21 protein-coding genes are annotated in these 21902 nt (G+C 68.2%); 15 read left to right on the top strand and 6 right to left on the bottom strand.

Annotation, left to right across the window (positions count from 1 at the left end):
- Window position 1 precedes the first annotated feature (1 nt).
- From ubiG to GQ674_RS12170, 3 genes are all read left to right on the top strand, one after another.
- A complete protein-coding gene (gene ubiG / locus GQ674_RS12180) occupies window positions 2-733 on the top strand; it encodes a bifunctional 2-polyprenyl-6-hydroxyphenol methylase/3-demethylubiquinol 3-O-methyltransferase UbiG (RefSeq protein ID WP_159497288.1) in 732 nt (243 codons plus the stop codon).
- Entirely contained in the window at window positions 726-1406 is a 681-nt protein-coding gene (locus GQ674_RS12175) for a phosphoglycolate phosphatase (protein WP_236546070.1), read from the top strand. Before ubiG ends, GQ674_RS12175 begins: the two co-directional genes overlap by 8 nt.
- Window positions 1407-1531: 125 nt before the next feature.
- On the top strand, window positions 1532-2239 hold the full coding sequence (locus GQ674_RS12170) for a squalene/phytoene synthase family protein (RefSeq protein ID WP_159497286.1): 708 nt from the start codon (window positions 1532-1534) through the stop codon (window positions 2237-2239).
- Between the two features lie 89 nt (window positions 2240-2328).
- Here GQ674_RS12170 and GQ674_RS12165 read toward each other — a convergent pair whose 3' ends face one another.
- Genes GQ674_RS12165 through yidD form a run of 3 tightly spaced genes read right to left on the bottom strand, consistent with a single transcriptional unit; the run spans window position 2329 to window position 4779 of the window.
- On the bottom strand, window positions 2329-3174 hold the full coding sequence (locus GQ674_RS12165; RefSeq protein WP_201290154.1) for a M23 family metallopeptidase: 846 nt from the start codon (window positions 3172-3174) through the stop codon (window positions 2329-2331).
- The gene (locus tag GQ674_RS12160) at window positions 3174-4520 is read right to left on the bottom strand and encodes a dihydroorotase (protein WP_159497284.1); all 1347 of its coding nucleotides are present in this window, start codon (window positions 4518-4520) and stop codon (window positions 3174-3176) included. The genes GQ674_RS12165 and GQ674_RS12160 overlap by 1 nt, the downstream gene beginning before the upstream one ends.
- Before the next feature lies 1 nt (window position 4521).
- Window positions 4522-4779, bottom strand: a complete 258-nt coding sequence (gene yidD / locus GQ674_RS12155; protein WP_159497283.1) for a membrane protein insertion efficiency factor YidD — start codon at window positions 4777-4779, stop codon at window positions 4522-4524.
- Window positions 4780-5050: 271 nt separating this feature from the next.
- Between yidD and dksA the strand changes: the two genes are divergently transcribed.
- Window positions 5051-6289, top strand: coding sequence for an RNA polymerase-binding protein DksA (gene dksA / locus GQ674_RS12150; RefSeq protein WP_159497282.1), 1239 nt, complete (start codon window positions 5051-5053; stop codon window positions 6287-6289).
- A gap of 226 nt (window positions 6290-6515) precedes the next feature.
- On the opposite strand, the gene GQ674_RS12145 is transcribed toward dksA, so the two are convergent.
- The 3 genes from GQ674_RS12145 to cysS all read right to left on the bottom strand — a co-directional run bounded on the left by GQ674_RS12145 (window position 6516) and on the right by cysS (window position 9708).
- Window positions 6516-7769 (bottom strand): MFS transporter, encoded by a 1254-nt coding sequence (locus GQ674_RS12145; protein WP_159497281.1) that lies wholly within the window; start codon window positions 7767-7769, stop codon window positions 6516-6518.
- Window positions 7766-8215, bottom strand: a complete 450-nt coding sequence (locus GQ674_RS12140; protein WP_128096867.1) for a SufE family protein — start codon at window positions 8213-8215, stop codon at window positions 7766-7768. Before GQ674_RS12140 ends, GQ674_RS12145 begins: the two co-directional genes overlap by 4 nt.
- Before the next feature lie 122 nt (window positions 8216-8337).
- Window positions 8338-9708, bottom strand: a complete 1371-nt coding sequence (gene cysS, locus GQ674_RS12135; protein WP_159497280.1) for a cysteine--tRNA ligase — start codon at window positions 9706-9708, stop codon at window positions 8338-8340.
- 190 nt (window positions 9709-9898) lie between these two features.
- Here cysS and GQ674_RS12130 point away from each other — a divergent pair, with 190 nt between their 5' ends.
- The 11 genes from GQ674_RS12130 to GQ674_RS12080 all read left to right on the top strand — a co-directional run bounded on the left by GQ674_RS12130 (window position 9899) and on the right by GQ674_RS12080 (window position 21576).
- Window positions 9899-10462 carry a hypothetical protein gene (locus GQ674_RS12130; protein ID WP_159497279.1) on the top strand — a complete coding sequence of 188 codons (564 nt, stop codon included), beginning with the start codon at window positions 9899-9901 and terminating at the stop codon, window positions 10460-10462.
- 394 nt (window positions 10463-10856) lie between these two features.
- Entirely contained in the window at window positions 10857-11867 is a 1011-nt protein-coding gene (locus tag GQ674_RS12125) for an N-acetylornithine carbamoyltransferase (protein ID WP_159497278.1), read from the top strand.
- An 83-nt stretch (window positions 11868-11950) separates the two neighbouring features.
- Complete coding sequence (locus tag GQ674_RS12120; protein WP_141059262.1) at window positions 11951-13144, top strand: argininosuccinate synthase; 1194 nt, start codon at window positions 11951-11953, stop codon at window positions 13142-13144.
- Window positions 13145-13287: 143 nt separating this feature from the next.
- Window positions 13288-14376, top strand: coding sequence for an acetylornithine deacetylase (locus tag GQ674_RS12115; protein WP_159497277.1), 1089 nt, complete (start codon window positions 13288-13290; stop codon window positions 14374-14376).
- A 73-nt stretch (window positions 14377-14449) separates the two neighbouring features.
- Window positions 14450-15775 carry an acetylglutamate kinase gene (locus GQ674_RS12110; RefSeq protein ID WP_159497276.1) on the top strand — a complete coding sequence of 442 codons (1326 nt, stop codon included), beginning with the start codon at window positions 14450-14452 and terminating at the stop codon, window positions 15773-15775.
- A 5-nt stretch (window positions 15776-15780) separates the two neighbouring features.
- Complete coding sequence (locus GQ674_RS12105; RefSeq protein ID WP_159497275.1) at window positions 15781-16380, top strand: GNAT family protein; 600 nt, start codon at window positions 15781-15783, stop codon at window positions 16378-16380.
- Window positions 16377-17333 (top strand): N-acetyl-gamma-glutamyl-phosphate reductase, encoded by a 957-nt coding sequence (gene argC, locus GQ674_RS12100; protein WP_128097837.1) that lies wholly within the window; start codon window positions 16377-16379, stop codon window positions 17331-17333. The genes GQ674_RS12105 and argC overlap by 4 nt, the downstream gene beginning before the upstream one ends.
- A 71-nt stretch (window positions 17334-17404) precedes the next feature.
- Window positions 17405-18700, top strand: coding sequence for an argininosuccinate lyase (locus GQ674_RS12095; protein ID WP_159497274.1), 1296 nt, complete (start codon window positions 17405-17407; stop codon window positions 18698-18700).
- 29 nt (window positions 18701-18729) lie between these two features.
- Window positions 18730-19038: a YciI family protein gene (locus tag GQ674_RS12090; protein WP_328803775.1), complete on the top strand. Its 309-nt coding sequence runs from the start codon at window positions 18730-18732 to the stop codon at window positions 19036-19038.
- Between the two features lie 11 nt (window positions 19039-19049).
- Window positions 19050-20201 carry a glutamate 5-kinase gene (proB, locus tag GQ674_RS12085; RefSeq protein WP_159497273.1) on the top strand — a complete coding sequence of 384 codons (1152 nt, stop codon included), beginning with the start codon at window positions 19050-19052 and terminating at the stop codon, window positions 20199-20201.
- A 73-nt stretch (window positions 20202-20274) separates the two neighbouring features.
- Entirely contained in the window at window positions 20275-21576 is a 1302-nt protein-coding gene (locus tag GQ674_RS12080) for a glutamate-5-semialdehyde dehydrogenase (protein ID WP_159497272.1), read from the top strand.
- The last annotated feature ends 326 nt before the right edge of the window (window positions 21577-21902 follow it).

Raw genomic sequence — 21902 nt, 5'->3', positions numbered from 1 at the left:
CATGAACACCCCCCACGCGTCCACCAATTTCGACCAGGCCGAACTGGACAAGTTCGCCGCCCTTGCCAACCGCTGGTGGGACGTCGACGGCCCGCAGAAGCCGCTGCATGCCCTGAACCCGGTCCGCCTGCAGTACGTCGCCCAGCGGGTCGCCCTGCGCGGCGCCCGCGTGCTGGATATCGGCTGCGGCGGCGGCCTGCTCAGTGAGGCATTGGCCAAGGAAGGCGCCGACGTCACCGCGATCGACCTGGCGCCGGAACTGGTCAAGGTGGCGCGCCTGCACAGCCTGGAGTCGGGCGTGACGGTGGACTACCGCGTGCAGGCCGCCGAGGACCTGGCCGCCGAACAGCCGGGCAGTTTCGATGTGGTCACCTGCATGGAAATGCTGGAGCACGTGCCGGACCCGGGCGCGATCATCGCCGCCTGCCACCGACTGCTGAAGCCGGGCGGCCAGCTGTTCCTGTCCACGGTCAACCGCACCCCGGCCGCCTTCGCGGTGGCCATCGTGGGTGCCGAGTACGTGGCGCGGCTGCTGCCCAAGGGCACCCACCACTACCAGGATTTCATCAAGCCCGCCGAGCTGGGCAAGTGGCTGCGCGAAGCCGACCTCGGCCTGCGCGATGTCAGCGGCATGGCCTACGAGCCGTGGCGCAACCGCGCGCGGCTGAGCACCCGCACCGACATCAACTACCTGGCCCATGCGGTCAAGCCGGACGATGCCGCAGGTGTCTGAGTCCGGTTTTCCGCACGCGGTTCTGTTCGACCTGGACGGCACGCTGCTGGACAGCGCGCCGGACATGCTGGCCACCGCCAATGCGATGCTGGCCGCGCGAGAGCGTGCCCCGATCCGCCTGGACGCGTTGCGCCCGGTGGTGTCCAAGGGCTCGCGGGCGATGGTGTCGGTGGCCTTCCCGGAGCTGGCCCAGGCCGAGCGCGACGCGCTGGTGCCCGAGTTCCTGCAGCGTTATGAAGCCCTGATCGGCCAGCACGCGGTGCTGTTCGACGGCGTGGCCGGCATGCTCGATGCGCTGGATGCGGCGGGCTGCGCCTGGGGCATCGTCACCAACAAGCCCGAGTACCTGGCGCGGCTGATCGTGCCGCAGCTGGGTTGGGACACGCGTTGCAAGGTGTTGATCGGTGGCGACACCCTGGCCCAGCGCAAGCCGCACCCGCTGCCGCTGCTGGCTGCGGCCGAACGCATGCACATCGATCCGGCCACCTGCATCTACGTGGGCGACGACGAGCGCGACATCGTGGCCGCCAACGCAGCGGGCATGGCTTCGGTGGCTGCCCTGTGGGGCTACCGGCTGGACGCTGACGACCCGCTGGCCTGGGGTGCCGAGCGCATGATCGAGCACCCCGCGCAATTGCAGCGCGCCGACGCCTGGCCACCCGCACGCGGCTGACCCGGCAGGTACCCACCGTTGGTGGGGACATACCGCAACCCAGGCACGCAGCGGCGCCGAGCCGCTGCGCACCCCCGGTAGGGACCCTCCGTTGGTGGGTACCGCCCCTTTGCAAGGAACACCCCGTGACAACTTCCAGTGCCCTCGACAGTTTCCTGGACAAGTGGCGCACCCGCTGGCCGGAATGGTCGGTGGCCGAACCGTTCGTGCCCGAGGCGCAGCGCACCCTGGTGGTGGCGTGGTTCACGCTGCTGCAGGAGTTCGACGACATCCTCAACACCAGTGGCGATCCGATGCCGGCCGACGCCAAGCTGGCGTGGTGGGGCGAGGAACTGCGCAGCTGGGCCGGGCAGCGCTCGCGCCACCCGTTGGGCCGCCTGCTGGAGCCGGTGCGCGCGCCGTGGACCGCGCTGGCCGATGCACTGCCGGACCTGGTCGAGGCCCGCGCGGCCGCGCCGGACCCGGCGCAGGCACTCAAGGTGCTGCAGCCGTACGCGGCCGCAGTGGCCGCGGTGGAAGCGGTGATGTTTGATACGCCGACGCGCGGCGATGTGGCCACCCCGGTGCTGGTGCAGACGCTGGCCCAGCGGCTCAATGCCGCAGGTGTGGCGGCCGTGCCGCGTTCGCTGCTGGCCGCCGGCGATGGCGATGCCGCGCAACGCTGGGGGCAGCAGCTGCTGGCGCGGTGGCCGGCCCGCGTGCCCGGCCCGCGCGCACGGCGCATGTACGCCTCGCTGGCGCGCGCGCGGCTGCAGGCCAGTGCGCAGGGCCGCGAACTGGAGGTCACGCCGATGCGCACGCTGCTGCGCACCTGGTGGGCCGGCCGCGGCTGATCGGGCCACCCGTAGCGCCGGGTTCTGCCCGGCTGCTTTTCGCGCGATGCACGGATGGCGGGGAGCCGGCCAGCGGCCGGCACTACCGGTTACTTGCCCCGCTCGAGCACCAGCAGCGGGTCGATCCGCGTGTCGAACCAGTTCATGCCCCAATGCAGGTGCGGGCCGGTGGCACGGCCGGTGGCCCCGACCGCGGCAATCACCTGGCCCTGCTCGACGCGGTCGCCCAGCTTCACGTCGATCCGCGACAGGTGCAGGAAGTTCGAGCTGATCCCGAACCCGTGGTCCAGCAGCAAGGTGCCGCCGGTGAGGTACAGGTCCGGGCCGGCGAAGGTGACCACGCCGGCAGCCGGAGCCTTGACCGGCGTGCCGGTGGGAACGGCGATGTCCATGCCCGAATGGCCCGCACCGGGCTGGCCGTTGTATACCCGGGCATTGCCGAAGCGGCCGCTGATGCGCCCCTGCACCGGCCAGATGAAGGGCTTGGCGAAGTCGGCGCGATCGTCGTCGCGCGCACGCGCCGCCGTCACCTGGGCCTGCTCGCGTTTGATCCGCTCGGCAATCGCCGGGGGCGGGTTGACCGTTTTGGGTGGCACGCCGTTGACGCGTTCGGTCGGCCAGTCGCGCGGGGTCACCGCGATGCTCACCGTCTCACTGCCGCCGTCGGGACGCTGCACCTGGACCTGCAGCGGGCCCTTCTCATCGCGGCCGATGCCGAACACCACGCTGCCGTAGCCGCTCACCCGCAGCGTGCGGCCGGCGTACTGCACCACGCTGCCCGCCGGCACCTTGCCGATCACCATGGCGCCCTGCGAGGCGCTGGCCGGAAACACCACCCGGCTGTCGGCCTGCGCCACGGCGGAGGAGGGCAGCAATGCGGCCACGCCCACGACGCCCGCCGCGAGCAGGCCCAGGCCCAACACACGTGCCCGCATCAGCGGTCGAAGCTCATGCGCTGGCCGTTCGGCGCGCCCACCAGCTTCTCGCCGTCCCACGCCAGCTCGCCGTTGACCCAGGTCGAGGCAATGCGCGAGCGGAAGGTTATGCCCTCGAACGGCGACCAGCCGCACTTGGACAGCACGTCCTCGCGCTTCACGGTGAACGGCACGTCCTCCACCAGCACCAGGTCGGCGAAATAGCCTTCGCGCAGGTAGCCGCGCTGGCTCACATCGAACAGCTGCGCCGGGGCATGGGCGAACTTCTGCACCACCTGGGTGATCTCCAGCTTGCCTTCGTGCACCAGCTCCAGCGCCGCCACCAGCGCGTACTGCACCAGCGGCAGGCCCGACGGCGCCTGCGGGTAGGGCTTCTGCTTTTCTTCCCAGGTGTGCGGGGCGTGGTCGGTGGCCAGTACGTCGATCACGTCCTCGGCCACGGCGCGGGTGAGTGCTTCGCGGTCGCTGGCTTCCTTGATCGCCGGGTTGCACTTGATCAGGTTGCCCAGCCGCGCGTAGTCGCTGCGGTCGAAGCGCAGGAAGTGGATGCAGGTTTCGGCGGTGATCTGCTTGCGGCTGCCATCGGCGCGGATCAGCGGGCCGCGCTCGAACAGCTTGAGCTCGTCGGCGGTGGAGATGTGCAGCACGTGCAGGCGGGTGCCGTGCTTCTTCGCCAGCGACACCGCCAGCTCGGAGGACTTCAGGCAGGCCTCGCGCGAGCGGATGTCCGGGTGCTGCTCGGCGCTGAGGGCATCGCCGTATTTCTCGGCGTACTCCTTGGCCTTGGCATCGATCATCGGCGTGTCTTCGCAATGCGTGATGATCGGGGTGGGCGCGTCGCGGAAGATCGCGTCCAGGGTCTCCGGGTTGTCCACCAGCATGTTGCCGGTGGAAGCCCCCATGAATACCTTGATACCCGGCGCGGTCTTGGGGTCCAGTGACTGGATGTGTTCCAGGTTGTCGTTGCTGGCGCCCATGTAGAAGCCGTAGTTGGCGCGCGCGCGGCCGGCGGCGGCGTCGTATTTGGCCTGCAGGATGTCGGCGCTGAGCGTGGGTGGGTTGGTGTTGGGCATGTCCATGAAGCTGGTCAGCCCGCCGGCCACGGCCGCGGCCGACTCGGTGGCGATGTCACCCTTGTGGGTCAGGCCCGGCTCGCGGAAGTGGACCTGGTCGTCGATCATGCCCGGCAGCAGCCAACGGCCGGCGGCGTCGACCACGGTTTCACCCGGGCGGGCCTCCAGGCCGGCGCCGATCTGCGCGATGCGGCCGTTTTCGATGCGCAGGTCGCCGTCGCTGATGCGACCTTCGTTGACCAGGCGGGCGTTGACGATGAGCGTGGAGGACATTTCAGTGTTTTCCTGTGCAGCGGCAGGGGGCATCGTGCGCGGCGCGCGGGGGCACCTCGTCGATGCCACCGGGATGGAAGGGATGGCAGCGGCCCAGGCGGCGCGCGGCGAGCCAGCTGCCGCGCGCGGGCCCATGCGTGGCGATGGCTTGCATGGCGTATTCAGAACAGCTGGGCATGAAGCGGCAACGCGGCCCCAGCAGCGGGCTGATGAAGCGCTTGTAGAAGCGCAGCAGGGCAATGAGCAGGCGTGAGATCACCCGCCAATCTTAAGGCAGTTGGCATGAAGGGCGCATTTGTCGCAGGATGGGGCGTTGGTCCCCTCCGCGCCCACGCGCGTGGCGGGCCGCCCCGGCCGTTGGCCGGGCCAGGTACCGATCGGCGCAGGTCGGTCCGCCCACCGGGCGGAACGGCCGCACGCCTTGCGACTCCGGGGCTGAACGGAGTAGGCGGTGTGGTTGCTGCTGCTGGTCGGGTAGGCTATAAAGGCCCGCTTTCCCGGGCCCCGGGGAAACCAAGGAAGAGCGTTTCGTGGCTGCTAAAAAAACTGCAAAGAAGGCCGTCAAGGCCGCCAAGAAAACCGCCAAGCCTGTTGCTAAGAAGTTGGCGGCCAAGTCCGTTGCCAAAAAACCGGCCCCCAAGCCGGCTGGCAAGCCTGCATCCAAACAACCGGCGGCCAGGACGGCACCCGTGAAAAAAGCTGTCGCCAAGACCCCGGCCAAGGCGGTGAAGAAAGCCGTCGCCAAAAAGCCGGTGGTGAGCAAGGCCCCGGTGAAGAAGGCCGCGCCCGCCAAGAAGGTCGTGGCCAAGAAGGCCGCGGTGACCAAGCCGGTCGCCAAGGCGCCGGTGAAGAAGGCCGCACCGGCGAAGACCGTCGCGAAAAAATCCGTGAAGCCGGCAGCTGTCACGCCGGCCTCCAAGCCTGCACCGGTGAAGAAGGTGGCGGCCAAGCAGCCGCCGGCCAAGCCGGTGAAGGCCAGTAAAACCGCCAGCAAGCCCGTGGCACCCAAGCCGGCCACCAAGCCGGTTGCAGCACCCGTAGTGAAGTCCGCACCGAAGCCGGCATCGCCGGCGCCGGCCAAGTCTGTCCCGGCCAAGAGCGCGGCCAAACCTGTTACCCCGCCGGCGTCCGCGTCGGTGCCGGCAGCAGCAGCCCCCGCCTCCAAGGCCCCGCAAAACAAGAATCCCGTGCCCGTTTCGAAATCGCCTGCAAAAACCCCCGCCAAGTCCGAGTCCGCCCCCAAGCCCGTGTCGCGTCCGGTCGGCAAGGTCGCCGTTGCCGTGGCAGCGCGCTCGTCCGCCCCGGCGCCGCGCACCAAGGTCAAGGTGGTGGAATACAAGACTGACGAAGCCACCGGTCGTCCGATCCTGCCCGAAGGCTACAAGCCGAGTGCGGAAGAGGAATACATGAGCCCGCTGCAGCTGGAGTATTTCCGCCAGCGCCTGCAGCACTGGCGCAATGATCTGGTGGAGGAATCCAAGCAGACCATCGCCAATCTGCAGGAAGAAGTGCGTGACATCGGCGATGAAGCCGAGCGCGCCACCCGCGAGACCGAGAACTCGCTGGAACTGCGTACCCGCGATCGTTACCGCAAGCTGATCGGCAAGATCAACAGCACGCTGAAGCGTCTGGAAGACGGTGACTACGGCTACTGCGTGGACACCGGCGAAGAGATCGGCCTGGACCGTCTGGAAGCGCGCCTCACCGCTGAGCGCACCATCGACGCCCAGGAACGTTGGGAGCACCTGCAGAAGCAGCAGGGCGACTGATTTTCTGGCGGTTGATGGATAGTGAAAAGCCCGGCTTCGGCCGGGCTTTTTTGTGGTTCGGTGGCGAGGGTGCCCGGCGCCCCATTGCTATCCCGCCAGCGCCTTGACGGAGCGTCGCATGTGCGGGTAGGAACTCATCGCGGGCCGCACCGGGGTACAGCCGACCGTTGGTCGGCTGCCGTCGCCACGGCGGTGCAACAACGGCGCACCGACCAACGGTCGGTGCCTACTGCAGATCCCGCAGGTTCAACCGGCGCAGCGTCGGATTCTTCCAGGCAATGATGCCGGCCACGCTGAGCACGGCGAAACCGCCCAGCACCACGGCCGGGGCCAGGCCGAGCAGCTTGGCCATCGTGCCCGCATAGAACGCGCCCAGTTCGTTGGACGAGCTGATGAAGATGCCGTTGATGGACGACACCCGGCCGCGCATCTCCTCCGGCGTGGCCAGCTGCAGGATGGTCGAGCGGACCACCACCGACACGCCGTCGAACGCACCGTAGAACAACAGGATCATCGCCGACAGCCAGAAGCTGTGCGACAGCCCGAAGCCGATCACGCACAGGCCGAAGCCGGCCACCGCGAACAGCAGCACGCGGCCGGCGTTGCGCTGCAGCGGCCGGCGGGCCAGCCACAGGCCCACGCAGACCGACCCCAGCGCAGGGGCCGCGCGCAGGATGCCCAGGCCTTCCGGTCCGTGGTGCAGGATTTCATGCAGGAACGCCGGCAGCATCGCCACCACGCCGCCGAGCAGCACCGAGAACATGTCCAGCGCCATCGCCCCGACCATGATCCGGTTGCCGAGCACGAAGCGACCGCCTTCGGCGATGCTCTTGAAGATCGGCGCGGCCGGACCGGTGCGCACCGGTTCGGAGACACGCAGCACGGCCAGGCAGCCGACCGCGATCAGCGCCACGGCCACGGCCACGCCATAGGCCACGCCCTTGCCGCCCCACGCCACCAGCAGGCCACCCAGTGCCGGGCCGGCCACCATGCCGGCCTGGAACACCACCGCGCCCAGGCCTGCACCGCGCGCGTACTGCTGGCGCTCGAGCACGCGGGCGAACAGGGCGTTGTAGATCGGCGACAGGAACGCGCGGACCATGCCGGTCATGGCGATGGCCGCGTAGATCGGCCACACCCCGTGGAACGGCAGCCAGCCCTGGGCAACGGCGGTGAGCACCACGGCGGTGAGCACCAGTCCGCTGGCGGCGACCATGCCCAGCCGGCGGCGGGGCAGGTGGTCCACCAGGTAGCCGGCGAACGGGGCCACGCAGAAGAACGGCAGCACCTCGGCCAGCCCCACCAGACCCAGCGAGAACGGATTGCGGGTCACTTCGTAGATGTGCCAGCCCACCGTCACCGCCACGATCTGGTAGGACAGCATCGCGCAGATGCGGTAGGCCAGCAGCAGCGAGAAGCCGGGCCGGGCCAGCAGGGTCAGCGCGCTTTCGGCGGGTTCGGCAGGGGCGTCGGTACTCACGACTGGGCGTGCTGTGACTGCGCGGTCTCGCGGATGAAGGCCAGCATCGCCGCAACGCCGTTGCTACGGGTCGGCGACAGGTGGCGGGACAGCCCGATGTCCTGGATGTAGCTCGGTTCGGTGGCCAGGATCTCGGCGGCCGAACGGCCCGAATACACCCGCAGGGCCAGGTAGATCAGCCCGGAGACGATCGCCGAGTCGCTGATGGCGTGGAAGCGCAGCTGCTGCGCGTTGCCCTCGGGCACGATCCACACCATCGACTGGCAGCCGAGCAGGCGGTGCTCTTCGGTCTTCCACGCGTCGGGGAAGGTGGGCAGCTTGCGGCCGAGATCGATCAGGTACTGGTAGCGCTCGGACCAGTCGCCGAAGAAGGCGAATTCATCGGCGATGGCCGCCTGTGCCTCGGCAGCGGTGGGTTCAAGCGGGAACGGGGAAGCAAGGGTCATGGGGGACTCCGGGCCGGTAGCTGCCTTCCGTGGTCAGGCCGTCATGGTTCGGGGGGGAACACCCGGCCATCCGTGGCCGGATCTGTGTCGCGGTAGCGCCCGGCGGTTGGCCGGGCGACGGATCAACGCTTGCGCACCCAGCGCACGCCCTGAGCGGTGTCTTCCAGCGCGATGCCCTCGGCGGCCAGCTGGTCGCGGATGGCGTCGGCGCGGGCGAAGTCGCGGCCCTGCTTGGCGGCGGTGCGGGCGTCGATCAGCGACTGGATGCGCGCATCGTCATCGGCGTCGCCCGGTGCATTGCCAAACCAGGCGGCCGGATCCTGCTGCAGCAGGCCCAGCGCCAGGCCAGCCCCCAACAGCGCGGTCTTCCAGCGCGCCTGCTCGGCCGGCGCGGCCTTGCGCGCTTCGCCGGCGATGCGGGCCAGTTCGGCCAGGGCCTGTGGCGTGTTGAGGTCGTCGTCCAGCGCGGCCTCCATCTCGGCGGGGATGACCGCGGTGGCCTCCACGGCTGCCATGTCGCGCAGGGTGCCGTACAGCCGGTCCAGCGTGCGCGCGGATTGTTCGATCAGCGCGTCGGACCAGTCCAGCGGCTGACGGTAGTGGGCCGACAACAGCGCGTAGCGCAGCGCCTCGGGGGCGTGCTTGCGCACCAGGTCGTGCACGCGCTCGATGTTGCCGATCGACTTGCTCATCTTGGCGCCGCCAAAATTGAGCATGCCGTTGTGCAGCCAGAACCGGGCGAAGGTCTGCCCGCCGTGGGCGCACTCGCTCTGCGCGATCTCGTTTTCGTGGTGCGGGAACTGCAGGTCCACGCCACCGGCATGGATGTCGATGGTCGGGCCCAGGTGCGCGGCGGCCATCGCCGAGCATTCGATGTGCCAGCCCGGACGACCCCGGCCCCACGGCGATTCCCAGCCGGGCAGGTCGTCGCTGGAGGGCTTCCACAGGACGAAGTCGCCCGGGTCGCGCTTGTACGGGGCCACGTCCACGCGCGCGCCTGCCAGCATTTCCTCCGGGTCGCGGCGCGACAACTTGCCATACCCGGCATAGGAACCGACCGAAAACAGCACGTGGCCTTCGGCCGCATAGGCGTGGCCGAAGGCGATCAGCTGCTCGATCATCGCCACGATCTGCGGGATGTGCGCGGTCGCCTCCGGCTCGATGTCCGGCGGCACTACGCCCAGCGCGGCCATGTCTTCCCGGTAGGCCGCGGCAAACCGGTCGGTGATGGCCGAGATCGGCACGCCCTGTTCACGCGCGGCGGTGTTGATCTTGTCGTCCACGTCGGTGATGTTGCGGGCGTAGCGCAGGCCGCCGAAGCGGCGCCGCAGCAGGTCCGCCAGCACCCCGAACACCACCGGGCCGCGGGCGTTGCCGATGTGCACATAGTTGTAGACCGTGGGGCCACACACATACAGGGTCGGACAGGTCGGATCGAGCGGGGTGAACGGTTCGAGCTGGCGTGTCAGGTTGTTGTGCAGGCGCAGGGTCATGGGGGCGGTGGTTGGGGGCAAAAGGGGGCGAGTCCGCGATTTTAGATCACATCGGCGTCCAGCGCCGGGGGCGCGCGGCAACCGGCTCCGGGCAGGGGGCTATGGGCAGAATCATCGCGGAAGGGTAATGTTCAGCCCCTTGTGCCTGGCACTGCCTAAACTATCCACCTTGTCCACTTCCCTGTTGCCAATGAAATCCGCTTCGTTGCTGACCCTGACCTGCCTGCTTGGCGGTGCTGCCTCCGTGGCCTGCGCCCAGGACGGCGAGGTCCGGAACCGGGTGGTGATCGTGGAGAACGTGAAGTTCGATTACGCCCAGGTGCTCAACGTCGAGCCGGTGTTCCAGACCCTGCGCGCCACCCGCACCGAAGAACACTGCGAGCCGGTCTCCACGCGCACGCTGGCCCCGGTCAACGTCACCGGCGAAGAGCCGCAGGAAGACAAAGGCCGGTTCGGCCGTTTCATGGACTCGGTGCGCTCGATCTTCCGCCGCGAAGACGGCACCGAGGAAGTGGCACCGGTGGCCGAAGCGCCTGCACCGGCAGCCAACAACGGCCCGCTGCTGACCCGTGAATGCCGGATCATCCCGGTGGGCCGCGAGTTCCGCCGGCCGATCGCCTACGACGTGGATTACGTCTACAAGGGCACCAAGTACCGCTCGCGCCTGCCCGAAGATCCGGGCAACCGGCTCAAGATCCGCGTCTCGATCACCCCGTGGATCGGCGCAGAGCAGGGCAGCGCGGCCAACCCCTGAGGCGGGTTGACCGCCCCCGGGAGGTATCCCCACCGTGGGATGGGGCCTTCCCCGTCCACCTCAGCCCCCCCAATTGACATCCAGGCCTTGCACCCACCCGGGGTGCATGCAAAGATGGGCGGCCATGAAACTCACCGACTTCCAGCACGACACCAGCGCCGCCCGTATGGCTACGGGCATGACGTCGCGTGCCCGCCGACCGGAACCCCACATTTTCGCTGGGTAACCGGAGCTTCGTGCTGTCTGTTCGGAAAACCCAGCCCCCGCGCTGGGTTTTTTCGTTTCTACGATCTGAAAAGTTTCATCTGTATACGTTTTGTTGAGCCCTGACCGCGCCCCGGCGCCCCCAACCTCCGCCGGAAACGGTGGAAAACCAGCCGCAAAGGATCGATCGATGTCCCTGAAGCACTTCCTGAACACCCAGGACTGGAGCCGCACCGACCTGGATGCCCTGCTGACCCAGGCCGCGCTGTTCAAGCGCAACAAGCTGGGCGACGAGCTCAAGGGCAAGTCGATTGCCCTGGTGTTCTTCAATCCGTCCATGCGCACCCGCACCAGCTTCGAGCTGGGCGCCTTCCAGCTGGGTGGGCACGCCATCGTGCTGCAGCCCGGCAAGGACGCATGGCCGATCGAGTTCAACCTGGGCACGGTGATGGACGGGGACACCGAGGAGCACATCGCCGAAGTGGCCAAGGTGCTGGGCCGCTACTGCGACCTGATCGCGGTGCGTGCCTTCCCGAAGTTCATCGACTGGTCCAAGGACCGCGAAGACATCGTGCTCAAGAGCTTCGCCAAGTACTCGCCGGTGCCGGTGATCAACATGGAAACCATCACCCATCCGTGCCAGGAACTGGCCCACGTGATGGCGCTGCAGGAGCATTTCGGCACCCAGGACCTGCGCGGCAAGAAGTACGTGCTGACCTGGACCTACCACCCCAAGCCGCTGAACACCGCGGTGGCCAACTCGGCGCTGACCATCGCTACCCGCATGGGCATGGACGTGACCCTGCTGTGCCCGACCCCGGACTACATCCTGGACGAGCGCTACATGGGCTGGGCCGAGCAGAACGTGGCCGAGAGCGGTGGGTCGCTGCAGGTCAGCCACGATATCGCCAGCGCCTACGCCGGCGCCGACGTGGTGTACGCCAAAAGCTGGGGCGCGCTGCCGTTCTTCGGCAACTGGGAACCGGAAAAGCCGATCCGCGATCAGTACCAGCACTTCATCGTGGACGAAGCCAAGATGGCGCTGACCAACAACGGGGTGTTCAGCCACTGCCTGCCGCTGCGCCGCAACGTGAAGGCCACCGACGGCGTGATGGATTCGGCGCAGTGCATCGCGATCAACGAAGCTGAAAACCGCCTGCACGTGCAGAAGGCAATCATGTCGGCGTTGATCGGCCGGTAAAGCCGACACGGGCATCGAACATTTCAGCCGACCAACGTTCGGCTCTACACCGCATCTTTATCCCCCAATTGGACCTGACCCCCATGAGCAACAAAGACATCGTCCTGGCTTTCTCCGGTGGACTCGACACCAGCTTCTGCGTGCCGTACCTGCAGGAGCGTGGCTACAACGTACATACCGTGTTCGCCGACACCGGCGGCGTGGATGACGAAGAGCGCGATTTCATCGAGAAGCGTGCCGCCGAACTGGGCGTCACCAGCCACGTCACCGTCGACGGTGGTCCGGCAATCTGGAGCGGCTTCGTCAAGCCGTTCGTGTGGGCCGGCGAAGGCTACCAGGGCCAGTACCCGCTGCTGGTCTCCGACCGGTACCTGATCGTGGACGCCGCGCTCAAGCGCGCCGCCGAGCTGGGCACCAACATCATCGCCCACGGCTGCACCGGCATGGGTAACGACCAGGTCCGCTTCGACCTGGCCGTGAAGGCGCTGGGCGACTACCAGATCGTCGCGCCGATCCGCGAAATCCAGAAGGAACACACCCAGACCCGCGCCTACGAGCAGAAGTACCTGGAAGAGCGCGGCTTCGGCGTGCGCGCCAAGCAGCAGGCCTACACCATCAACGAGAACCTGCTGGGCCTGACCATGTCCGGCGGCGAGATCGACCGTTGGGAAGCGCCGGGTGAGGGTGCTCGTGGCTGGTGCGCCCCGCGCAGCGAATGGCCGGAACAGGCACTGACGGTCACTCTGAAGTTCGTCGAAGGCGAAGCGGTCGAGCTGGACGGCAAGGCGCTGCCGGGTGAGCAGATCCTGGCCAAGCTCAACAAGCTGTTCGCCCCGTACGGCGTGGGCCGTGGCGTCTACACCGGCGACACCGTGATCGGCCTGAAGGGCCGCATCGTGTTCGAAGCGCCGGGCCTGGTTTCGCTGCTGGCCGCGCACCGCGCGCTGGAAGACGCCGTGCTGACCAAGCAGCAGAATCGCTTCAAGCCGGACGTGGCGCGCAAGTGGGTGGAGCTGGTGTACGAAGGCTTCTACCACGACCCGCTGAAGACCGACATCGAAGCCTTCCTGAAGTCCTCGCAGGCCAAGGTCAACGGCGAAGTGGTGCTGGAAACCCGCGGTGGCCGTGTTGATGCGGTGGCGGTGAAGTCGCCGCACCTGCTCAACACCAAGGGCGCCACGTATGCACAGTCGGCCGACTGGGGCGTGGAAGAAGCCGAAGGCTTCATCAAGCTGTTTGGCATGAGCTCGACCTTGTACGCACAGGTCAACCGCTGACGTAACGCCGGGCTCTGCCCGGCTGAATCCGTGGCTGCCGGGCGCTGCCCGGCGGAACCTGTGGCTGCCGGGCACACCCCGGCACCACGCGGCACCAGACATCGTTGCCGGGCAGAGCCCGGCACTACATGGATCTTCGACACATGTTGGAACAGACGCTTACCCACCTGCAGCAGCTCGTGTCCTTCGACACGCGCAACCCGCCGCGTGCGATCACCACCGGCGGCATCTTCGATTACCTGCGTGCGAACCTGCCCGGGTTCAACGTGGAGGTGATCGACCATGGCGACGGTGCGGTCAGCCTGTATGCGGTGCGTGGCACCCCGAAGTACCTGTTCAACGTGCACCTGGATACCGTGCCGGACTCGCCGCATTGGACGGCCGACCCGCACGTGATGCGGCGCGCGGACGACCGTGTGATCGGCCTGGGCGTGTGCGATATCAAGGGCGCCGCGGCGGCGTTGGTAGCGGCTGCGAACGCCAGCAATGGCGACGCCGCGTTCCTGTTCTCCAGTGACGAGGAGGCCAACGATCCGCGTTGCATCGCCGCCTTCCTCGCTCGTGGCATTCCATACGAGGCGGTGCTGGTCGCCGAGCCGACGATGAGCGAAGCAGTGCTCGCGCACCGTGGGATCAGCTCGGTGCTGATGCAGTTCACCGGCCGCGCCGGGCATGCCTCGGGCAAGCAGGATGCGGCGGCCAGCGCGCTTCACCAGGCCATGCGCTGGGGAAACCGCGCGCTGGACCATGTGGAATCGCTGGCCCATGCACGCTTCGGTGGGCTGACCGGACTGCGCTTCAACATCGGCCGGGTCGAAGGCGGGATCAAGGCCAACATGATCGCGCCCGCCGCCGAACTGCGGTTCGGCTTCCGCCCGTTGCCGTCGATGGACATCGATGCGCTGCTGGCGACCTTCGCCGGGTTCGCCGAGCCGGAGGCCGCGCAGTTCACCGAAACCTTCCGCGGCCCCAGTTTCCCGGCCGGCGACATCGCCGAAGCGGAAAGCCGCCGCCTGGCCGCGCGCGACGTGGCCGACGCGCTGGATATTCCGATTGGCAACGCGGTGGACTTCTGGACCGAGGCCTCGCTGTTCTCGGCCGGCGGCTACACCACGCTGGTGTACGGCCCGGGTGACATCGCCCAGGCCCACACCGCCGATGAGTTCGTGACGCTGGAGCAGCTGCAGCGTTACACCGAATCCGTGCACCGCATCATCGCGCGCGGCGCCTGATCGAATGACGCCGTCGTGGCCTCCCACTGACGGACCTCCCATCGCGGCCCCGGCCGCCTGTGACGATACCGAAATGCCTTCTTCCCAGCCCCACCGCCAGACCCGCCAGACCATTGTGCGCCTGCTTTCCAGCATGGCCAGTGCGAAGGAGATCAGCCAGTACCTCAAGCGTTTCTCGCAGCTGGATGCCAAGCGCTTCGCCGTGGTCAAGGTCGGCGGCGCGGTGCTGCGCGATGACCTGGACGCGCTGACCTCCTCGCTGTCGTTCCTGCAGGAAGTCGGGCTCACCCCGATAGTGCTGCACGGCGCCGGCCCGCAGCTGGACGCCGAACTGTCGGCGGCCGGCATCGTCAAGGAAACCGTCAACGGCCTGCGCGTCACCTCGCCGGAAGGCCTGGCGATCGTGCGCCGGGTGTTCCAGGCCTCCAACCTGCAGCTGGTGGAAGCGCTGCAGCAGAACGGCGCGCGCGCCACCTCGATCACCGGCGGCGTGTTCGAAGCCGAGTACATGGACCAGGCCACCTATGGCCTGGTGGGCGAGGTGAAGAAGGTCAATCTCGCGCCGATCGAAGCCAGCCTGCGTGCCGGCTCGATTCCGGTGATCACCAGCCTGGGTGAAACCCGCTGCGGGCAGATCCTCAACGTCAACGCTGATTTTGCCGCCAACGAGCTGGTGCAGGAACTGCAGCCGTACAAGATCATCTTCCTCACCGGCACCGGCGGCCTGCTCGACGAAGAGGGCAAGGTGATCGACTCGATCAACCTGTCCACCGAGTACGACCAGCTGATGCAGCAGCCGTGGATCCACGGCGGCATGCGGGTGAAGATCGAACAGATCAAGGACCTGCTGGACCGGTTGCCGCTGGAGTCGTCGGTGTCGATCACGCGGCCGTCGGACCTGGCCAAGGAACTGTTCACCCACAAGGGCTCGGGCACGCTGGTACGCAAGGGCGAAAAGGTGCTGCGCGCCACCGCCTGGGATGCACTGGACCTGCCGCGCCTGAAAGGCCTGATCGAATCCAGCTTCGGCCGCACCCTGGTGCCGGATTATTTTGAAAAGACCAAGCTGCTGCGCGCCTATGTCAGCGAGAACTACCGCGCCGCGGTGATCCTCACCGACGAAGCCGAAGGCGTGTACCTGGACAAGTTCGCGGTGCTCGACGACGCGCAGGGTGAAGGCCTGGGCCGCGCGGTGTGGAACGTGATGCTGGAGGAAACCCCGCAGCTGTTCTGGCGCTCGCGCAACGGCAACCCGATCAACCACTTCTACTACGCCGAGTCCGATGGCTGCTACAAGCAGGGCACCTGGAAGGTGTTCTGGTTTGGCGCCGACGGCTTCGAGCGCATCCGTACCTACGTTGAACACTGCGCCCTGCGCACCCCGAGCCTGGAGGGCTGAACCCGATGAATCACGCCGATTGGACCAAGGTGCCCACCCTGGCCGGCACCCACGCCCGGCTGGAGCCGCTGCAGATGGCGCACATCGACGGTCTGCGCGGCGCGCTGGGCGACGGCACGCTGTCCAGCCTCTGGTACACCCAGGTGCCCAGCGCCAAGACCATGACGGGCTACGTGCAGGCCGCGCTGCAGGCCCAGGCCGACGGCAAGGTGCTGCCGTTCGTGGTGCTCAACGCGGCCGATGAGGTCGTGGGCACCACCCGCTACTACGCGATGGAAGAAGAGGTGCCGCGCCTGAGCATCGGCTACACCTGGTACGGGCAGGACGCGCAGCGCACCGGCATCAACACCGAAACCAAACTGATGCTGCTCACCCATGCCTTCGAACGGCTGGCGTGCCTGAGCGTGGTGTTCGAAACCAGCTGGTTCAACTTCGCCTCGCGCACCGCGATCGCGCGGCTGGGCGCCAAGCAGGACGGCGTGCTGCGCAACCACAAGCGCCATCCCGACGGCACCCCGCGCGACACCGTCATCTTCTCCATCATCGACGCGGAATGGCAGGGCGTGAAGCGCCACCTGCAGCACCGCCTGGACGCACACGCATGAGCAGTTCCCCCTCGTACACCGTCGGCATCGTCGGCGCTCGTGGCCATACCGGCGCCGAGCTGATCAAGCTGATTGCCGCGCACCCGAACCTGCAACTGGGCTTTGTGTCCTCGCGCGAACTGGCCGGGCAGCGGGTGAGCGATCACCACGCCGACTGGCACGGTGACCTGCACTTCGAAAACCTCGATGCCGACGCGGTCGCCGCCAAGGGCATGGACGCGGTGATCCTGGCGCTGCCCAACGGGCTGGCCGCGCCGTTCGTCACCGCGCTGGACGCGGCCCGGCCAGACACGGTGATCGTGGACCTGTCGGCCGACCATCGCTTCGAGCCCAGCTGGTACTACGGCCTGCCCGAACTGACCCGGGGCGACTACCTGGGCCAGAAGCACATCAGCAACCCGGGCTGCTACGCCACCGCGATGCAGCTGGCGATCAGCCCGTTGCTGACGCAGCTGGCGGGCCCGCCGCAGTGCTTCGGCGTGTCCGGGTACTCCGGCGCCGGCACTACCCCGTCGGACAAGAACAACCCGGAACTGCTGCGCGACAACCTGATGCCGTACGCGCTCACCAACCACATGCACGAGCGCGAAGTTACCGCGCACCTGCGCGTGCCGGTGGAGTTCATGCCGCACGTGGCACCGCATTTCCGCGGCATCACCATGACCGTCAACCTGTGGCTGAACACCCCGGTCAAGCGCGAGGACGTGATCGCGCAGTACCGGCAGTACTACGCCAACGAAGCGCTGATCGAGGTGATCGACGAGGCGCCTTGGGTCAGCCAGATCGCCGGCCGCCATGGCGTGCAGATCGGCGGCTTCGACGTGGCCCCGGGCGGGAAGCGCGTGGTGGTGGTGGCTACCCTGGACAACCTGCTCAAGGGCGCGGCCACCCAGGCCATCCAGAACCTCAACCTGGCGCTGGGCCTGGACGAACTGGCCGCGATCCCGCACTGAACCCTTTCCGGCGCGCACCGGCAGCGGTGCGCGCACAACCCGGCGGAGCGATTCCGCCAACGGAGCAAGACATGGCAGACCTTCTGTGGCAGAAGCCGGGCGTCGCCGTCGACGCCAAGATCCAGACCTTCCTGGCCGGCGATGACGTGATCCTGGATCGCGAGTTCTTCCTGTATGACGTGGCCGCCAGCAAGGCGCACGCGCAGGGCCTGCAGCACATCGGCATCCTGTCCGGCGACGAGCTGGATGGCCTGCTGCGCGAGCTGGACGTGCTGGGCTCCCATTTCAGCAGCGGTGCGTTCGTGCTGGATGAGCGCTTCGAGGATTGCCATTCGGCGATCGAAGCCCGCCTGACCGAGCGCCTGGGCGATGCCGGCCGCAAGATCCACACCGGCCGCAGCCGCAACGACCAGATCCTGGTGGCGACCCGCCTGTGGTTGAAGGACAAGCTGCTGCAGGTGGCCGGCCTGAGCCGGGAGATCGCCAAGGTGGCGCTGGACCGCGCCGAGGCCGAGAAGGACCTGCCGGTACCGGGTTACACCCACATCCAGCGCGCCGTGGTGTCCTCGGCGGGCATGTGGTGGGCCGGGTGGGCCGAGGCCTTCATCGACAACGCGATCCGTGCCCACGACACCTTCGCGCTGATCGACGCCAACCCGCTCGGCACCGCCGCCGGCTACGGCGTGAACCTGCCGCTGGACCGCGCCCACACCACCGCTGCGCTTGGCTTTGCGCGCATGCAGGTGTCGCCGATCTACGCGCAGCTGTCGCGCGGCAAGTTCGAACTGGCCGCGCTGGAAGCGCTGGGCAGTGCCACTCTGGACCTGCGCCGCATCGCCTGGGACCTGTCGCTGTTCACCAGCGGGGAATTCGGCTTCGTGGCGCTGCCGGCGCAGTACACCACCGGCAGCTCGATCATGCCCAACAAACGCAACCCGGACGTGATCGAACTGATGCGTGCCACCCACGCCAGCGTGGCGGCCGCCCGTACCGAAATCGAGCAGCTGCTGTCGCTGCCGTCCGGCTATCACCGCGACCTGCAGAGCAGCAAGGGCGCCATCTTCCACGGCTTCGGCCGTGGCCTGGCCGCGCTGGAACTGCTGCCGGCATTGCTGGCCAACCTGGAATGGCGCGACGACAAGCTGCGCGCGGCGATCGACTCGGGCATGTATGCCACCGACGTGGCGGTTGAAGCGGCCGTGGCCGGCGTTCCGTTCCGCGAGGCCTACAAGGCTGCTGCGGCCGGGGCCGACAGTGCAGGGCAGGGGCGCACGCCCGAAGGCAGCCTGGCTGCGCGCGTGTCGCCCGGCGCGGCCGCCGACCTGCGGCTGGACGAACTGCGCGCCCGCTGGGCCGCGCTGGTGTGATCAGGACGGCGGCCGCGAGGTCGCCGTTTTTGCAACTGTACTGCCAGGCGCTGCCCGGCAACCCGAAGGAACACCCGATGAACATCTGCTACCTGGTACTGGTCACCCGCACCCCGGCCTTCCGCGACGAGGTCGGCGCCGAGCACGCCCGCTTCCTCGATGACGTGCGCGCGCGCGGCCAGCTGCTGCTCACCGGCGGCTTCACCGACAAGAGCGGGGGCGCCTATGTGCTCCAGGACATGGCCGACCTCGCTGCCGCGCAGGCGCTGGTGGACACCGATCCGCTGCTGGTGCACGGCAGTGCCACCGCCAGCATCCACGAATGGGCCACCCGCTGAGGCATGCACCCGTGATGAGCCCGACCGTGCACTCGCCGTTTCCCGAACAGACCCTGCCGCCGTGGAAGCGCGCCGTGCTCAAGGTCGGCAGCAGCCTGCTCGCTGCCGACGGCGGCGGGCTGTCGCCGCGTCATGCGCTGGGCCTGGCCCAGTTCGTCTCGGCCAACGTGCTGGCCGGGCGCGAGGTGGTGATCGTGTCGTCCGGCGCGGTGGCCGCGGGCCGAGCGATCGTGCCGCGTGCGCTGGAAGCCGGTGCGGCGATGGCCGCGCGCCAGGCGCTGGCCGCGCTCGGCCAGGCGCAGCTGATCGGCCTGTGGCAGCGCTTCTTCGAGCGCCCAGTGGCGCAGGTGCTGCTCACCCACGACGACCTGCGCAACCGCCGCCGCTACCTCAACGCACGCGCCACCCTCAACGAGCTGCTGCGCCTGGGCGCGTTGCCGGTGGTGAACGAAAACGACACCGTGTCGGTGGACGAACTCAAGCTGGGCGACAACGACAACCTGGCCGCCACGGTCGCCGCGCTGATCGATGCCGACGTGCTGTTCATTGCCACCGACATCGATGGCCTGTACAGCGCCGACCCGCGCCGTCACCCGCAGGCCCGCCCGATCCACGACGTGCCCGAGCTCACCGGCGAGGTGCTGGCCATGGCCGGCGGCGCCGGCAGCGGGGCCGGTACCGGCGGCATGCGCACCAAGCTCGAAGCGGCGGCCAAGGCCGGGCGGGTCGGCATCGACACCTGCCTGTTCAATGGCCGCGACAGCGACGTGGTGCGCGCACTGGCCCAGGGCCGGCTGTTTGGCACCCGCATCCACGCCGGGCAGACCCGTGTGGCCGCCCGCAAGTACTGGCTGCGGCACGCCCCGCTGGAACCCGGGGCGATCCTCATCGACGATGGTGCGGCCGCCGCGCTGCGCGACAAGGGCGCCTCGCTGTTGCCCGGTGGCGTGCGCGGTGCCGACGGCGATTTCCGCCGCGGCGACATGATCGAAGTGCGCCTGCGGAATGAGCAGGGCGAGGTATGCCTGGCGCGCGGCGTCAGCCAGTACTCGGCCAGTGACATCCGCCGCATCGCCGGCCACCACTCGCGCGACATCGAGCGCGTGCTCGGTTACAACTACGGTGGCAACGTGATCCACCGCGATGACCTGGTGGTGCTGTAACGCGTAGGAACATCCACGGTAGAGCCACGCCATGCAGGGCTGCGCAGCCTGGCCCGTTGGACGTCCCGCAGCCATGCATGGCGTGGCTCTACCCTGTACTTCAGAGGATATTGAGATGGTTGCCAGCTCCCCCACCGACATCCGCGCCCACGCTCTGGCCTGCCGCACCGCGGCGCAGCAGCTGGCGCAGCTGTCGACCAGTGCCAAGACCGCGCTGCTGGACGCGATGGCGGCCGCGCTGGAGGCCGATGCCGCGCTCATCCTGGCGGCCAACGCGCGCGACCTGGCCGCCGCGCGCGACAAAGGCACCGGCAGCGCCATGCTCGACCGCCTGGCGCTGGACGCCGCGCGCCTGGCCGGCATCACCGCGGCCCTGCGTGAAGTGGCCGCGCTGCCCGATCCGGTGGGCCTGGTCACCCGTGACGACGTGCGCCCCAACGGCATCCGCGTGCAGAAAGTGCGCGTGCCGCTGGGTGTGATCGTGATGATCTACGAAGCCCGCCCGAACGTGACCGCCGATGCCGCCGCGCTGTGCATCAAGGCGGGCAACGGCGTGATCCTGCGCGGTGGCTCGGAGGCCATCCACTCCAATACCGCCATTGCCGCCGCGCTCAAGCGCGCGCTGCGCGAGGCAGGCGTGGCCGACGCGGCGTTGACGCTGGTCGAGGATCTGCGCCGCGAGACCATGCTCGAACTGCTGCAGCTCAACGACCTGGTCGACCTGGCGATCCCGCGCGGCGGCGAAGGCCTGATCCGCTTCGTGGCCGAGCATGCGCGGGTGCCGGTGATCAAGCATTACAAGGGCGTGTGCCACCTGTATGTGGACCGCGCGGCAAACCTCGAACGGGCACTGGCGCTGCTGGTGGACGGCAAGTGCAGCCGGCCGTCCGCCTGCAATTCACTGGAAACGCTGCTGGTGCATGCCGACATCGCGGCCGCCTTCCTGCCACTGGCCGACACGGCACTGCGCGCGCGCGGGGTGCAGTTGCGCGCCGATGACCGTGCGCGCCAGTGGCTCACCGATGCGCAGCCGGCCACCGAGGCCGACTACGCTGCCGAGTACCTGGACCTGATCATTGCCGTGCGCGTGGTCGATGACCTCGACCAGGCGCTGGCCCATATCCAGCAGTATAGCTCGGACCACACCGAGGTGATCGCCACCGAGGATCCACAGGCGGCCGAACAGTTCGTGCACGCCTTGCGCTCGGCGGTGGTGATGGTCAACGCATCGTCGCGGTTCTCCGACGGCGGCGAACTGGGCCTGGGCGCGGAGATCGGCATTTCGACCACGCGCCTGCATGCCTACGGCCCGATGGGCCTGGAGGCGCTCACGGTCGAACGGTTCGTGGTGCGCGGGGAAGGGCAGACGCGGTAGGTGTGTTTTTGCTTGCAGGGCTGCCGCCCTGCACCCGCTACACGCAACCGCCACGGCAGAAGCTTGCCATCCGTGGGACGGCGGGGTGGGTCCGGTTGCGGGGGACGCCGTAAACCCGTCCCTGGGGGCTTGGCCGCGGCATCCATGCCGCGGACACCCCCGCAACCGGACCCACCCCGCCTTCGACAGATTCCTGCGGCTGACAGTAGATCCACGGCGTGCGTGAACCTCTTTTACTTCAATTTGAATTACTCGATATCGATATCGATATCGATTTCGATCGGAGTTGATTCCCGCATGGCACGGCTCTCCCCACCGTCACCAGG

This window comes from Stenotrophomonas sp. 364, assembly GCF_009832905.1.
In the GTDB taxonomy this organism is placed as follows: Bacteria; Pseudomonadota; Gammaproteobacteria; order Xanthomonadales; family Xanthomonadaceae; genus Stenotrophomonas; species Stenotrophomonas maltophilia_AP.
This window is presented reverse-complemented; position numbering and strand designations above follow the sequence as displayed.

Coding starts and splice junctions, on each gene's coding strand:
- ubiG (WP_159497288.1), top strand. CDS start 2: ATGAACACCCCCCACGCGTCCACCAATTTCGACCAGGCCGAACTGGAC.
- GQ674_RS12165 (WP_201290154.1), bottom strand. CDS start 3,174: ATGCGGGCACGTGTGTTGGGCCTGGGCCTGCTCGCGGCGGGCGTCGTG.
- GQ674_RS12160 (WP_159497284.1), bottom strand. CDS start 4,520: ATGTCCTCCACGCTCATCGTCAACGCCCGCCTGGTCAACGAAGGTCGC.
- GQ674_RS12140 (WP_128096867.1), bottom strand. CDS start 8,215: ATGACCCTTGCTTCCCCGTTCCCGCTTGAACCCACCGCTGCCGAGGCA.
- cysS (WP_159497280.1), bottom strand. CDS start 9,708: ATGACCCTGCGCCTGCACAACAACCTGACACGCCAGCTCGAACCGTTC.
- GQ674_RS12130 (WP_159497279.1), top strand. CDS start 9,899: ATGAAATCCGCTTCGTTGCTGACCCTGACCTGCCTGCTTGGCGGTGCT.
- GQ674_RS12125 (WP_159497278.1), top strand. CDS start 10,857: ATGTCCCTGAAGCACTTCCTGAACACCCAGGACTGGAGCCGCACCGAC.
- GQ674_RS12120 (WP_141059262.1), top strand. CDS start 11,951: ATGAGCAACAAAGACATCGTCCTGGCTTTCTCCGGTGGACTCGACACC.
- GQ674_RS12115 (WP_159497277.1), top strand. CDS start 13,288: ATGTTGGAACAGACGCTTACCCACCTGCAGCAGCTCGTGTCCTTCGAC.
- GQ674_RS12110 (WP_159497276.1), top strand. CDS start 14,450: ATGCCTTCTTCCCAGCCCCACCGCCAGACCCGCCAGACCATTGTGCGC.
- GQ674_RS12105 (WP_159497275.1), top strand. CDS start 15,781: ATGAATCACGCCGATTGGACCAAGGTGCCCACCCTGGCCGGCACCCAC.
- argC (WP_128097837.1), top strand. CDS start 16,377: ATGAGCAGTTCCCCCTCGTACACCGTCGGCATCGTCGGCGCTCGTGGC.
- GQ674_RS12095 (WP_159497274.1), top strand. CDS start 17,405: ATGGCAGACCTTCTGTGGCAGAAGCCGGGCGTCGCCGTCGACGCCAAG.
- GQ674_RS12080 (WP_159497272.1), top strand. CDS start 20,275: ATGCATGGCGTGGCTCTACCCTGTACTTCAGAGGATATTGAGATGGTT.